10 protein-coding genes and 2 pseudogenes are annotated in these 13,923 nt (G+C 74.9%); 8 read left to right on the plus strand and 4 right to left on the minus strand.

The window, feature by feature from the left end; genetic code table 11:
- Positions 1 to 2: 2 nt before the first annotated feature.
- Complete coding sequence (locus tag F8R89_RS05435) at positions 3 to 923, minus strand: ABC transporter ATP-binding protein (protein WP_151782896.1); 921 nt, start codon at positions 921 to 923, stop codon at positions 3 to 5.
- 108 nt (positions 924 to 1,031) lie between these two features.
- Between F8R89_RS05435 and F8R89_RS05440 the strand changes: the two genes are divergently transcribed.
- The 3 genes from F8R89_RS05440 to F8R89_RS05450 all read left to right on the plus strand — a co-directional run bounded on the left by F8R89_RS05440 (position 1,032) and on the right by F8R89_RS05450 (position 4,128).
- A complete protein-coding gene (locus tag F8R89_RS05440; protein ID WP_151782897.1) occupies positions 1,032 to 2,180 on the plus strand; it encodes a histidine kinase in 1,149 nt (382 codons plus the stop codon).
- Positions 2,181 to 2,194: 14 nt separating this feature from the next.
- Positions 2,195 to 2,857 (plus strand): response regulator transcription factor, encoded by a 663-nt coding sequence (locus tag F8R89_RS05445; protein ID WP_151782898.1) that lies wholly within the window; start codon positions 2,195 to 2,197, stop codon positions 2,855 to 2,857.
- 113 nt (positions 2,858 to 2,970) lie between these two features.
- Positions 2,971 to 4,128: an ROK family transcriptional regulator gene (locus F8R89_RS05450; protein WP_151782899.1), complete on the plus strand. Its 1,158-nt coding sequence runs from the start codon at positions 2,971 to 2,973 to the stop codon at positions 4,126 to 4,128.
- Positions 4,129 to 4,180: 52 nt separating this feature from the next.
- On the opposite strand, the gene F8R89_RS05455 is transcribed toward F8R89_RS05450, so the two are convergent.
- Complete coding sequence (locus F8R89_RS05455) at positions 4,181 to 4,942, minus strand: GntR family transcriptional regulator (protein ID WP_151782900.1); 762 nt, start codon at positions 4,940 to 4,942, stop codon at positions 4,181 to 4,183.
- A 178-nt stretch (positions 4,943 to 5,120) separates the two neighbouring features.
- Positions 5,121 to 6,005, minus strand: a complete 885-nt coding sequence (locus F8R89_RS05460) for an RNA polymerase sigma-70 factor (RefSeq protein WP_151782901.1) — start codon at positions 6,003 to 6,005, stop codon at positions 5,121 to 5,123.
- A gap of 191 nt (positions 6,006 to 6,196) precedes the next feature.
- Between F8R89_RS05460 and F8R89_RS05465 the strand changes: the two genes are divergently transcribed.
- Positions 6,197 to 7,027 (plus strand): alpha/beta fold hydrolase, encoded by an 831-nt coding sequence (locus tag F8R89_RS05465; protein ID WP_151782902.1) that lies wholly within the window; start codon positions 6,197 to 6,199, stop codon positions 7,025 to 7,027.
- 90 nt (positions 7,028 to 7,117) lie between these two features.
- Here the strand turns inward: F8R89_RS05465 and F8R89_RS05470 are convergent.
- Positions 7,118 to 7,963: pseudogene (locus F8R89_RS05470) on the minus strand (DMT family transporter); the annotation flags it as partial.
- On the opposite strand from F8R89_RS05470, the gene F8R89_RS05475 reads away from it, so the two are divergent.
- The 4 genes and pseudogenes from F8R89_RS05475 to F8R89_RS05490 all read left to right on the plus strand — a co-directional run bounded on the left by F8R89_RS05475 (position 7,954) and on the right by F8R89_RS05490 (position 13,835).
- Positions 7,954 to 9,420, plus strand: coding sequence for a PLP-dependent aminotransferase family protein (locus tag F8R89_RS05475; protein ID WP_151782903.1), 1,467 nt, complete (start codon positions 7,954 to 7,956; stop codon positions 9,418 to 9,420). The pseudogene F8R89_RS05470 and the gene F8R89_RS05475 overlap by 10 nt on opposite strands.
- Positions 9,421 to 9,422: 2 nt before the next feature.
- Positions 9,423 to 9,602 (plus strand): annotated as a pseudogene (locus F8R89_RS05480) (alkaline phosphatase); the annotation flags it as partial.
- Between the two features lie 175 nt (positions 9,603 to 9,777).
- The gene (locus F8R89_RS05485) at positions 9,778 to 11,184 is read left to right on the plus strand and encodes an SWIM zinc finger family protein (protein ID WP_151782904.1); all 1,407 of its coding nucleotides are present in this window, start codon (positions 9,778 to 9,780) and stop codon (positions 11,182 to 11,184) included.
- Positions 11,181 to 13,835: a DUF6493 family protein gene (locus F8R89_RS05490; protein ID WP_151782905.1), complete on the plus strand. Its 2,655-nt coding sequence runs from the start codon at positions 11,181 to 11,183 to the stop codon at positions 13,833 to 13,835. Before F8R89_RS05485 ends, F8R89_RS05490 begins: the two co-directional genes overlap by 4 nt.
- The last annotated feature ends 88 nt before the right edge of the window (positions 13,836 to 13,923 follow it).

Consider the following 13,923-nt stretch of genomic DNA (forward strand, 5'->3'; position numbering starts at 1 on the left):
GGTCAGACCTCCTGCGGTTGTGCGGTGAACTCGGTCGCCTCCGAGGTGAGATCCAGATACGCCTCCTCCAGCGTGCCCTCCTCGGCGGCGAGTTCGAGGAGCGGGACGCCCGCCTGGGAGGCGAGGCGGCCGACGTCGTCCACCTGCGCGTGGCGGACCGTCCAGTGCCCGTCCTCGTGCCGGTCGGCGTCGAGGCCGTGCCGGGCGAGCAGCGACTCCAGTGCCTCGGCGTCACTGCTGCGGATCCGGACGCGTGGCTCCACGCGCGCGGTGATGAAGTCCCGCATCGGGGTGTCGGCCAGCAGCCGGCCGCGGCCCAGGACCACCAGGTGGTCGGCGAACGTCGCGGTCTCGTTCATGAGATGGCTGGAGACGAGGACCGTACGGCCCTCCTCCGCGAGGCGGCGCAGCAGTGTGCGGATCCAGACGATGCCCTCCGGGTCGAGGCCGTTGGACGGCTCGTCGAGCAGTACGACCTCGGGGTCGCCGAGGAGCGCCGCCGCGATGCCGAGCCGCTGGCGCATCCCCAGGGAGTACGTCCTCACCCTGCGCCGCGCCACCGAGGTGAGTCCCGTCCGCGCCAGCACCTCGTCGGCCCGGGACACCGGGATGCGGTTGCTCGCGGCGAGGACGCGCAGATGGTCGCGTCCGGTGCGGGAGCCGTGCGCCGCCCCGGCGTCGAGCAGGGCACCGACCGTGCGCAGGGGTTCCTTGAGGGTGGCGTAGGGGCGGCCGCCGACCGTGGCCGTCCCGGACGTGGGCCGGTCGAGGCCGAGCACGAGCCGCAGGGTGGTGGACTTCCCGGCGCCATTGGGGCCGAGGAAGCCGGTGACACGGCCGGGGAGGACGGTGAAGGTCAGGTCGTCCACGGCGCGCCTGCCGCCGTACTCCTTGGTGAGGGCCTGGACTTCGATGCTGGTCATGGCCTCAGCCTGACCGGTGAGGGCGGGCCGGGGCCTCCCCCGCGGGTGGAGAGCGTCTCCCCCGTGCGGGGGAGGTCCGTTGTCGGTGGTGCCTGGCACGATGGCGCGATGGTCCGTCTGCTGCGCCCGTTCGGCCGGGCGGTGACGTACACACGGCTGCTGCACCTGTTCGTGACCGTCGTGTGGCCGGCGATGCTGATCTTCATCAGGGAGGAGTGGTGGATCTGGCTGGTGGCCGCCGTCGCGCTCGTCCCCGCGGGGCTGGTGCCGGCCATGCGCACGGTCGAAGGGCTGCAGGCCCGGCTGTTGCTGACCGGGCAGCGCCATGACAGCGACAGTGCGGGGATCGTCGTCGCCCCGTCCGCGACCTGGGCGGACCGGTGGCGGCTCGTGCTGTGGCTGCAGGCACGGTTCGTCCTCGGGTGTGCCTCGATCGTGCTGATCGCCCAACTGCTGTTCGCCGTCTCGGATCTGGTGTCGGGGGGCGGGGTCGTGCCGCCGTTCGGTCCGGTGCTCGCGTGGCGGATCGCGCTGGTGCCCGTACTGCTCGCGGTGCTGGCGGCGACCGTGTGGGGCGCGGGCCGGCTGATCACGGCCCTGGCGGTGCGACTACTCGGGCCGTCCCCCGCCGAGCGGCTGGCCGCCCTGGAGGAGCGCACCGATCAGCTGCTGGAGCGCACCCGGATCGCCCGGGAGCTGCACGACTCGATCGGGCACGCGCTGACCGTGGCCGTCCTCCAGGCCGGCGCGGCCCGCGCGGCGGACGATCCGGCGTTCACGCGGCGGGCGTTGGACGCCATCGAGGAGACGGGACGGGCCGCCCTGGAGGACCTGGAGCGCGTCCTGGGCGTCCTGCGGGAGTCCGGTACACCCGCCGGCTCCCGGCCGACGCTGACGGACGCCGGCCGTCTGCTGGAGTCGGCACGGGCGTCCGGCGCCGAGGTGGACGCGGATCTGGCGGGGCCTCTGGAGGGCGTGCCGGGGCCGGTCTCCCGGGAGGGCTACCGCATCCTGCAGGAGTCGCTGACGAATGTGCTGCGGCACGCGGGGCCCGTGCCGGCCCGGGTCCGTGTCAGCGTCGAGGGCGCCGTCCTCCGTCTCGACGTACGCAATCCCCTGCCCGCCGAGCCACCGGAGCCGGGACGAGGCAGCGGTCTGCGGGGCATACGCGAGCGCGCCGCCCTGCTGGGCGGCCACGCAAGCGCCGGGCCCGTCGGGGACGACTGGCGGGTGCGGGTGGAGCTGCCGGTGAGGTGATCTAGCCTGTCGGCATGCCGGTCAGCGTGCTCCTCGTCGACGACGAACCCCTCGTACGGGCGGGCCTGCGGGCCGTACTGGAGGCGCAGGGCGACATCGAGGTCGTCGGGGAGGCCGCCGACGGGGCGGCGGTGATCCCGCTGGTGCGCCGGCTGCGCCCGGACGTCGTCGCGATGGACGTACGGATGCCGCTGCTGGACGGCATCGAGGCCACGCGCGCGGTGCTGCGCACGGTCGCCGAGCCGCCGAAGATCGTCGTGATCACCACCTTCGAGAACGACGAGTACGTCTACGAGGCGCTGCGCGCCGGAGCGGACGGCTTCCTGCTGAAGCGGGCCCGCCCGGCGGAGATCGTGCACGCGGTGCGGCTGGTCGCCGCGGGCGAGTCGCTGCTGTTCCCCGCCTCGGTACGGCGGTTGGCGGCGCGCTACGGGGACGACGGCGGCAACCGTGCGGCGCGCGCGGTGCTGGAGCGGGCCCGGCTGACGGACCGGGAGGCCGAGGTTCTGCGGCTGATGACGCGTGGGCTGTCGAACGCCGAGATCGCCGAGCGGCTCGTCGTGGGCACCGAGACGGTCAAGTCGCATGTGAGCGCGGTGCTGGCGAAGCTGGGGGCGCGCGACCGCACACAGGCGGTGATCACGGCGTACGAGTCGGGGTTCGTCGCGCCGGGGTGAGACGACCGGGGCGGCGGGCGGCCCGCGTTCGGTGTGACGCCCGGCACTCGCAGGGGTGGGCGCCCGACGAGTAGCATCCGCCCCACACGCGCACGAGCTGGGAGGACGGACCTTTGGGGCAGCTGACCGGTGGGGATCCCTCGCTGCTGCGAAGGATCAACTCCGCGGTGGTGCTGCACGCGCTGCGTGCCACGGATGCCGCCACGCTGACGGAGATCACCCGGGTGACGGGGCTGTCCCGGCCCACCGTCGAGGGGGTCGTCGAGGGGCTGATCGAAGCGGGGCTGGTCGTCGAGAAGGCGGCCGACGACAGTGTCGCCCGGCGGCAGGGCCGGCCCGCGCGGCGGTTCCGGTTCCGGGCCGAGGCGGGTCATCTGCTGGGCCTGGACATCGGCGCGCACCGGGTCGCCGCGCTGCTCGCCGACCTGGACGGCCGGGTGATGGGCGCCACCACCAAGGACGTCGACGAGGCGGCCGACGCCGACGAGCGCCTGGAGAAGGTCCGCACGGCGGTCGTGGAGCTGCTGCGCCGGGCCGGGGTCGCACGCGGCTCGCTGCGGGCCGTGGGGGTGGCGACGCCGGGCATCGTGGAGGCCGACGGCACCGTGCGGCTGGGGGCGGCGCTGCCCGGCTGGACCGGGCTGCGGCTGGGCGAGCGGCTGAGCCGGTCCTTCAAGTGCCCGGTGCTGGTGGAGAACGACGCCAACGCGGCGGCCGTCGCCGAGCACTGGAAGGGGTCGGCGACCGAGTCCGACGACGTGGTGTTCGTGCTGGCGGGGCTGAGTCCCGGTGCCGGTTCGCTGATCGGCGGGAAACTGCACCGCGGGTTCGGCGGCGCGGCCGGGGAGATCGGCGCGCTGCACATGCTGGGCCGTGAGGCGACGCCGGAGACGCTGCTGTCGACGACGGACGAACCGTTGCGGCCGCTCGACGAGCGGGCCGTGGCGGCGGTGTTCGCCCAGGCCCGTGAGGGCGATCCGCGCGCGCTGGAGGCCGTCGAGCGGTTCATCCAGCGGCTCGTGCACGACGTGGCCGCCCTGGTCCTCGCCCTGGACCCGGAGCTGGTCGTGGTGGGGGGCTGGGCGGCCGGTCTGGACGGTGTCCTGGAGCCGCTGCGGCGTGAGTTGTCCCGCTACTGCCTGCGTCCGCCGAACGTGGCCCTGTCCCTGCTCGGTGAGGCCGCCGTGGCGACGGGTGCGCTGCGGCTCGCCCTCGACCATGTGGAGGAGCAGCTGTTCGCGGTGGAGGGGACGGTCACGGGCCGCCGGTGAGCGTGCCCGCGTCCCGGGGCCGGGGTGGTCCGGGACGCGGGCTATCGCACGGTCAGGAGGCCCGGCGCTCCGGGTCCTCGTGGATCTCCACGCCTCCGGTGTCGCCGAAGGTGAGCCGGCAGGTGTCGGCGCGGTAGGTGGCGACGGAGAGCGCGGCGGTCCTGCCGTGCGCGAGGTAACGCGTCGTCACGACGAGCACGGGCGCGCCCGGCAGCCGGTCGAGTTCCCTGGCGTCGTCGGCGCGGGCCGAGCCCAGTTCGACGGCGCTCTCCCGGCCCTCCAGCTCCAGTCGCTGCAGTTCGCGCAGCACGGCACGCGCGCGTGCGGCGCCCGACGGGGCGTCGATGGCGGACAGGTCGGGCACCGAGGACTGCGGGACGTAGAGCAGTTCGGCGGCGACCGGCTGACCGTGCGTCACCCGGGAGCGGCGCACGGTGTGCACGGGCTCGCCGGCGCCGGTGACCAGGGTGTCGGCGATCGTGGCGGGCGGCGCCGCGAGGGCGCAGTCCGTGGCCTGCCAGCCGTCCTCGGCGGCTCCCGGCCAGGCGTGCTGCTCGGTGCCCACGGCGACGCCCACGCGCGGCGGTGCGACGGTCGTGCCGACGCCGCGCCGGCGTTGCAGCCTGCCTTCGAGTTCGAGCTGTTCCAGTGCCTGGCGGAGCGTGGCCCTGGCGACGCCGAAGCGGGCCGCCAGGTCGCGTTCGTTGGGCAGGATCTCGCCCACCGAGAACTCCGATTCAAGTGCCTCGCTGAGCACGGTCCTCAGGTGCCAGTACTTCGGTTCCGGCACCGTTTCCAGCTGCGTGGTCCCCACCCTGTCCTCCGCAATCGCCGTGGCCCGGCGGCGTTTCAGCGCCTTGTTTATTAAAGGTTGTTGCACTTGTCAGCGACCATAGGACGGCCCTCACCCTTGGTCAATACCAATCACCCGGACCGCTCACGGGCTGTGATCACGCCAACACGTGGCCTGCCGGCCGACTGTCGGCCCTCTGTCAGACGCCGGTGAGGGCCTTGAGCTTGTCGGGGTTGCGGATGACGTAGACCGCCTGGATCCGCCCGTCCCGGGCCTCCACCTGGACGACGCTGTCGGGCTTGCCGCCGGTCAGGACCAGCAGCGCGGGACCGCCGTTGATCTCCAGGTACCGGAGGCTCGCGTCGGCGATGCCCTTCTGCGCGACGCCGGCGAGGAAACGGCCCACGTGGTCGGCGCTCTCCAGGACCCGCAGCGGCGCCTTGGCCTTGCCTCCGCTGTCGCCGATGAGCCGGACGTCCGGGGCGAGCAGCGACATGAGCCCCTCCAGGTCGCCGCCGGCGGCCGCGGCGAGGAACCGTTCGGTCAGGTCGCGCCGCTCGGCCGGGTCGACCGTGTAGCGGGGCCGCCGTTCCTCCACGTGCCGGCGGGCGCGCCCGGCGAGCTGACGCACCGCCGCCTCGCCCCGGTCGAGCATGGCGGCGATCTCGGCGTACGGGTAGCCGAAGGCCTCCCGGAGGACGAACACCGCCCGCTCCAGCGGCGACAGGGACTCTAGGACGATCAGGACGGCGAGGGACACGGAGTCGGCGAGGACGGCCCGTTCGGCGGTGTCCGGGACGCGGTCGCCGAAGTCGGTGACGTACGGCTCCGGCAGCCAGGGGCCGACATAGCTCTCGCCGCGCGCCTTGACCTGGCGCAGCCGGTCGATGGCCAGACGGGTGGTGACACGCACCAGGTAGGCGCGTGGTTCGCGCACCTCGGACCGCTCGGCCCGGGACCAGCGCAGCCAGGCCTCCTGGACCACGTCCTCCGCGTCGGCGACACGGCCGAGCATGCGGTAGGCGACCCCGAGGAGGACGGGGCGGTGCTCTTCGAAGACATCGGTCTCGGCATCGGTGGTCACGGCACCATCCCATCCCGGCACGGTGGGACGTGTCCAGGCGATTCGGACGGCCGCCCTGTGATGTCCCCCCGGCGGCGGCCGCCGGAACTACTCACCGGTAGCAGGGGTCTACCCGTCGGTAGCAATTGCTGACAAGCTGTCTACGGCCGTCCGTCGGCGTGTCCAGCCGGGTTCAGAGTAGGAGCACCGTCATGTCCGCCACCGTCTCCTTCCAGGTCGCGTCGCCCCTCGGGCCGCGCGACGTGACCGTCGACTACGCGCGCGTGGGCCGCGGCGAGCCGCTGCTCCTGCTGCACGGCATCGGTCACCACCGGCAGGTCTGGGACCCGGTGCTCGACATCCTCGCGACCGAGCGCGAGGTCGTCACGGTGGACCTGCCCGGCTTCGGGACCTCCCCCGGCCTGCCGGACGGGCTCGCCTACGACCTGGCCACGACGACGGCCGTGTTCGGCGCCTTCTGCGAGGCCCTGGAACTGGACCGTCCGCATGTCGCGGGCAACTCGCTGGGCGGACTGATCGCCCTGGAGCTCGGCCGCGAGAAGCTCGCCCGGTCCGTCACCGCCCTGTCCCCCGCCGGTTTCTGGACCCCGGCCGAGCGGCGCTACGCCTTCGGTGTCCTGCTGGCGATGCGGCACATCTCCCGGCGGATGCCGCTGCCGCTGGTCGAGCGGCTGTCCCGGTCGGCGGCCGGCCGTACGGCGCTGACCAGCACCATCTACGCCCGCCCGGGCCGCCGCTCACCGGAGGCCGTGGTCGCCGAGACGCTCGCGCTGGCCGGCGCCACCGGCTTCGACCAGACCCTGCGGTCCGGCCGGGCCGTCCAGTTCCTGGACGACATCCCCGAGATCCCGGTGACCGTGGCCTGGGGCAGCCGGGACCGGCTGCTCATCCCCCGTCAGGGCGTGCGCGCCAAGCGGGTCATCCCCAAGGCGCGGCTCGTCCGGCTGCCCGGCTGCGGCCACTGCCCCATGAACGACGACCCGGCCCTGGTCGCGCGCGTCATCCTCGACGGCAGCCGCTGACCCGCGGCGCGGCCGGAGCGCGCCGGAGCCCAGGGCGACCCCGGCGCCGACCAGGGCGCTCCCGAGGGCCTGTACGGCGCCGTAGGAGCCGGTCCCGGCCAGCGGGGCGGTGCAGGCGGCGGCCACCGGGATGAGGCCGGAGAAGAGCGTGGCCCGCTCGGCGCCGATGCGCTGCATGCCCATGTACCAGCACACGAAGCCGACGACCGTGACGATCGCCGCCTGCCACAGCAGTGCGGCGGTCTCGGTCGCGTCGGGCCGGCGCAGCCACGCGCCGCCGTCCGCGAGCAGGCCGGCCAGCGCGGCCTGGACGGCGGCCACCCCGCAGACCGTCGCGGACAGCAGGCGCGGCCCGAGCGGCCGCAGCACGGGTACGGCGAGGACGGCGAAGCCCACCTCGCCGGCCAGCGCGCACACCGAGAAGGCGATGCCGGTGCCGTCGGTGCGGCCCCAGCCCTGCACGGTGAGCGCGCCGACCGCGACGAGGGCGGCGCCGTACAGCACGGCGCGTTGCGGGCGGCGGCCGTCCAGGAGCGGGGCGAGGACGGCCACGGCCACGGGGGCGCAGCCGACGAACACACCGGGGACGGCGGGTTCCGCCGTGCGCTCGGCGGCGAGGACGGCCAGGTTGAACCCGAGCATGCCGGCGGCGGCGAGCACCCCGAGCCGCACCCACTGACGGACCGTGAGCGTGCGCAGCCGCGCGCCGGCGCCGCGTCCGGCGAACGGGACCAGCAGCAGGCAGGCGAGCGCGTAGCGCAGGAACTGACCGCCGGCGTACGGGTAGTCGCCGAGCAGGCTGTTGGCGGTGAAGGATCCTCCGACGAGGACGCAGGCGAGCGCGGCGAGCAGCGCGCCGCGCGTGGTGGTGGCGTTCATGGCAGTGACGCTAGGAACCGCGGCGGCCCGGTTTAAGGTCCACTTCCATGACGTCATCGGAGACCAATTCCGGGCCGGACACGGCAGGGGACGCCGCGTCGGCCGCCTGGGAGGTGCTGCTGCCCGCGGTCGCGGCACCCGCACGCGCGCGTGGGCGGTCGCTGCGGGAGGCCCTGCGCGAGGCGGTCCGGTCGGGACGGCTGGCTCCGGGGACGCGGCTTCCGTCGAGCCGGGATCTCGCCGCCGACCTCGGGGTGTCGCGCGGGCTGATCACCGAGGCGTACGAGCAGCTGACGGCGGAGGGGTATCTGCGCAGCGGCCGGGGCGCCGGGACCTGGGTGGGGGGTGCCGCGCGGGCCGCGCCGCCCCGCGCGCGGGACCACGCGCCCCGCCCCGCCGGAGCACGGGCCGGCTTCGTACCCGGAACGCCGGACGTGTCGCTGTTCCCCCGGACCGCGTGGGCGGCGGCGCAGCGCGCCGTCCTGACCGAACTTCCGCACGACGATCTGGGTTACCCGGACCCGCGCGGGCTGCCCCGGCTGCGCTCCGCGCTGGCCGCGCTCCTGGCGCGCCGCCGGGGCGTGGTCGCCGATCCCGAGCGGATCGTGGTGCTGTCAGGGGTGTCGCAGGCGATGGCGGTGCTCGGCTTCGTCCTGCACGCGCGCGGCATCCACGAGGTCGGCGTCGAGGACCCGGGCAGCCCGCAGCACGCCGCCCTGTACGCCGCCGCCGGGGTGCGGGCGGTGCCACTGCCCCTGGACGGCGAGGGCCCGGCGATGGGCCCGCTGCGGGCGTCGGGCGTGCGGTGCGTCGTCACGACACCCGCGCACCAGTTCCCGACCGGCATCGCCTGTTCCGCGCGCCGGCGTGCCGAACTGCTCGACTGGGCGCGGTCCGTGGACGGGTTCGTGCTCGAGGACGACTACGACGGCGACTTCCGGTACGACCGGGCGCCCGTGGGCGCGCTCCAGGGACTCGACCCGGAACGCGTCGCCTACGCCGGGTCGGTCAGCAAGTCCCTCGCACCGGGGCTGCGGCTCGGCTGGCTCCTGGTGCCGCAGGCGCTGGCCGGGGAGGTCGCCGAGCGCAAGCGGACCATGGACCTCGGTCATCCCACGCTCGACCAGGCGGTGTTCGCCCGGTTCGTGGAGCGCGGCGACTACGACCGGCAGCTGCGCCGCTGCCAGCGGGCGTACCGGGAGCGCCGCGACACGCTCGTCGCGGCGCTCGACGAGCACTTCCCCGGCGCACGCGTCACCGGGATCGCGGCGGGCCTGCACGCCATCGCCGCGCTGCCCGCGCGGTTCGGCCCCGAGGAGCGGTTCCTCGCACGCGTGACGGCGGCCGGGGTGGCCGTGCACCCGCTGACGCACTACACGCACGCGCGTGCCGGGGGCGGCGAGGAGGAGGGGGTGCGTCTCGTGCTGGGGTACGCGCATCTGCCGCCGGGTCGGATACGGGCGGGGGTGCGGGCGATGGCGGAGGCGGCCGGGCGGGGCGGACGTGGGTCCTGATCCCGGAGCGGGTCTTCGCGAAGGCGCCGGCGGTGTCCGACGTCGGGCCGGCCGGTGGCTACCCGTTCTTCGGCGAGGTCGGCGTCGACGGCGGCAGCGGTGAACTGACCGTGCGGCGGCGCGAGTCGGACGGCACCGTGCTGTTCACCAAGCTGCTGCGGCCGGGCCGCGTCGGTCGGTGACTCCTCTACCCTGGACGGTGTGTCGCGCGCCGGCGTCATCCCCCGGCGCGCGGCACGACGTCCGGACGCACGACACCGCCGGGACGGTGGCCCGCCGGAGTCCGCGACACCCCTTCGCCGGGGGCGTCTTCGCAGGTCGGGGCGATTGTCAGTGGTCGCCCCTACGGTCTTTCCCATGACGCGATCTCTCCAGGCCGTGGCCTATCGCCGACCCTCCGCGCTGCGCTCCGCGGCGGACGGACAGCACTTGGGACTCGAGACCTCCCGGGGTGCGACACCCGCCGGTGTCGAGGACCATCCCCGGTTCTTCACCGGCTTCCTGACGTCTCCTCAGGTGGCCTCCGCCGGGCTGCTCGCGGTGGCGGACGTGGCGGCCACCCGCTACTACCAGCGGCAGCTGGCCGCCTCCCTGGACCCGGTGGTGACGGGCAACGGGGACCGGCTGCGCTTCGAGTCCTTCTCCGGCTGCTGCGGGGTGTACGCCCGTCTGGACGTGCTGGAACCGGGCCTGGACGGCGGCGAGGTGGGGCACGGCACCACGAACGTCGACGTCAACAACCCGCTGCGGGAGGCGCTGTCGCGGATCGGCGTGGACGACCCGCTCCATCTGCGCGTCGGCCCGGAGGAGCTGGCGGTGACCACGGTCGACGGCCCGGTCGTGGAGAAGAAGGTGCCCCTGCCGGACCGCTGGCTGCGCGGCTTCGCGGAGGCCCAGGTCATGGCGGCCGGCTTCGATCTGCGGGCGGAGCTGCCGGCGGCCGAGGCGGTGCGGTTCCTGCGTTCGCTCCCGCGCGGAGGCGCGCGCGGCGCGTCGGGCGGGGCGCGCTGGGTCGTGCCCGCCGGGAAGAGCCTGCGGCCGACCACCCGTGCGGTGCCGGGGGCGGTGTGCCTGCCCGGCCCGGAGCGGCTGGCCGCGCTCCAGCGGGTGCTGCGGCACGCCACCGCGCTGCGGGTGTACGGCCCGGCACTGAACGGCGGTTCGGCCGGCACGGCGAGCGCGTGGGAGGCGGTCCTCCCCGGGATGCGGCTGACCCTGACCCTGTCGCCGGACGCCGCGCGCGGCTTCTCCGGGGAGGGCGGCGTCCTCGACGCGCTCGCCACCGACGAGGCCGCCGAGGACGCGGAACTGGTCGCGGTGCTCCTGGCGTGGGAGCCCCGGATCGATGTCGCCGACCTGGCGGCCGCCTCCGGACTCACCGCCGACCGGGTCCGGGCGGCCCTGGTCCGTCTCGGCACCTCCGGCCGGGTCGGCTACGACACGGCGGAGGCGGCGTACTTCCACCGGGAGCTGCCGTACGACGCCGAGCGGGCGGAGCGTCACAACCCGAGGCTGCGGGCGGCACGGGCCCTGGTCGCGGCGGGGGCGGTCGCCTTCCAGGGCGGGATCGGCACGGTGACGGCCGAGGACGGACATGTGCACCGGGTGCGTGACGCGTCCGGGGAGCTCAGCTGCAGCTGTCTGTGGTGGGCCAAGTACCGGGGCGGGCGCGGGCCGTGCAAGCATGCGCTGGCGGTCCGGATGGTACGGCGAGGCGCCTCCGTCGAGGAGCGCGACATGACGAAGGCCGGGGGGACGCGATGAGTTCGCTGGTGGAAGCGGTACGGGCGGGGCGTTCGGCGGAGGTGGTGAGCCTCCTCGACGGGATGACGGACGCCGAACGGCGGGCCGAGTTCCCCGAGTTGCGGGCGGTGCGCAAGGAGCTGCGGGCCGAGCCGTGGTCCGCGGAGGCACGCCGGGTCTATCCGGCGCTCCACGCGGCGGGTGCGGCGTGCCAGACCGGGGCGGCCGGGGTGGCGGCCTGGATCGCGGCCTCCGACATGCGCTGGTCGTCCGCCTCCCCGGGGGTGCTGATCGACCTGCTGGGCGACCGGCCCCCGGCCTGGCTCGCGGATGTGGCGCACCGTCTGGCGGCCCGGCCGGTCACCTCCCGGGTGTCGTACGAGCTGATGGCGGGGCTCGTCCGGCTGGCCGGGTGCCCGGTGCCGACGACCGAGGCGTACGTGCAGGGCTGGGTGGATCACATCGGTCATGTGTGGCAGCGCGGGGACACGATCCTGGACCGGCTGCGCAAGGACCCGCATCTGACGGAGCTGGTGGCCGCGCTGTTCGAGACCGCCGACATCGGGGGCCGGCTCTTCTGGGGGTCGGACGAGGGGGAGGACGGCTGGAGCGGGGCGCTCGCCCGGCTCACCGCCGAGGGTGCGCTGGACCGCGCGGCGACGGTGGACGCCTGCGTGGCCAGGCTGCTGCGGGGCGGGCCGGCCGCCGATCACCGGGCGTTCCTGCGCATGCTGCAGGCGTTCACGCTGACGCGTGACGAGGAGCGGGAGCGTGTCGCCGACTGGCTGGCCCTGGCGTCCGACGGGCCGTCCGTGGTGGCCGCGCACGCCCAGTCGGTGCTGGCGTCACTGGCTCTGGACGGCGAGCTGCCCGCGCGCCGGCTGGCCGAGATGTCGGGTGCCGTGCTGTTCCGTACCGAGAAGAAGCTGGTCCGCGCCCAGTTGATCCTGCTCGGCAAGGTCCTGGCCCGTGACGCGTCGACGGCCGGCGAGCTGCTGCCCGCCGTCGCCCAGGCGTTCGGGCACGAGGACTCGGACGTGCAGGAGCGGGCGCTGAAGCTGGTCGAACGGCACCGGCGCGGGATCGGATCGGACACGGTCCGCGACGAACTGCGGTCGGCGGCGGAGCAGTTGAGTCCGGCGCTGCGCCGGCGGGCCGCGGACGTCCTCGGGGTCTCCCTGGACGCGGCGGAGCCGCTCGCCTACGAGGAGGTGCTGCCGCCCGCTCCGCAGCCGGTGCGGGTGGCCCCGGCGCCCGCGTCGGCGACGGAACTCGCCGAGGAGGTGGGGGCGCTGCTGGCGGCCGGCGGTGACGTGGCGGCGTTCGAGCGGACTGTCGACGGGCTGGTGCGCGAGGCGCACCGGGACCGGAAGGGGCTGCTGGAGGCGCTGGAACCCGTGCTGGCCCAGCGCTGGTGGCACCGGTCGGACGCGCAGCGCCACCCGGTGGAGTCCTCGTTCACCGGCCCCTACGGACTGGTCGGCCCGTCGCACGCGCTGGAACTGCTCCTGGCCACGGTGGCCGGCGCGGTCCCCACCACCGCCCTCCGCAGCGCCGTCGTCCTGAGGACCGCGAGCGACCAGTGCGGTCACGCCCCGCTCATCCGGGCCTTCGAGACCCGGATCTGGGAGCTGGCCTTCCGGTTCCGCACCGAGCCTCTGCCGTTCCTGCTCTCCACGCCGACCTGGGGCACGGGGCTGCTGGAGCCGGAGGACCTGGTGGCCCGACTCGAGGAGTACCGGCGTCTCGGCGCGCGGGCGTCCCAGGCCGACTTCACGCAGGCGCTGCTCCGGGTCCGGCGCGGCGACCGGGCACGGGCCGGCGCGGTGGCGGAGCGGGCGGCCGCGCTGGGTACGGCGGAGGGGACGCGACTGGCCGAGTGGCTGGCCTCGGCGCCCCCCACGCCGGTGATCAGGCGCGGGACACCAGAGGACCGTGTCCTGGTCCAGGCGGACGGGATACCCGAGTTCCTGGACGGCCTCCCGGACGGGTTCCGCACCCTGGGCCTGCCGGTGAGCGGCGACACCGCGCGCTGGTCCTGCTACCACTGGCACAACGACATCCGGCCGCACTGGCTCGCGGTGCTTCCCGAGGGGCGGGAGCTGGTGGCGGTCCGGTTGCTGCGCGACGTCTCGTTCACGGCGATCCACGACAGCCGGGGGGAGGCGGCGATCCTGCCGCTGCTCGCCGAGTCGGGCGGGCAGGCCGGGGATGCGGTGCGTCTCGCCGTGGCGCACGGGCTCGGCGCACGGCATCCGCAGGACCGCCTTGCGGCGGTCGACGCCCTGCTGGTGCTGGCGTCGCGGGGCCAGCTGGACGCGGCCGGACTGGGCGCGGACCTGGGCGACCTGGCCCGGCGCGGGGTGGTGAAGCCGTCGCGGCTCGTCGACTCGGTCCGCACGGCGATGTCCACGGGCGCGTACGGCACCGTCTGGGAGACGTTGCGGCACACCCTGCCGGTACTGCTGGCGGACATGGCGACGGGCGCGCCGACGGCTCCGGCGCGGGGGCTCGCGGATCTGCTGTCCGCCGCAGCGGAGTGCGCCGAGCGGACCGGGGCGCGCGGGGAGGTGCCGCATCTGGCGGGCACCGCCGACCGCCGGGGATCGTCCCGGCTGGTGGGACAGGCACGGAGGCTGCACACGGCGCTGACGACCGACCTGGCCGCCTGAACTCCCGCCGCCCGACCGGTCTTTGACAAGAGAAAAGTAGAAACAGGGACAAAGTGGGTCTTTACCGCCCGGTCACATAACGTTCGTG

Source organism: Streptomyces sp. SS1-1, from assembly GCF_008973465.1.
Classification (GTDB): domain Bacteria; phylum Actinomycetota; class Actinomycetes; order Streptomycetales; family Streptomycetaceae; genus Streptomyces.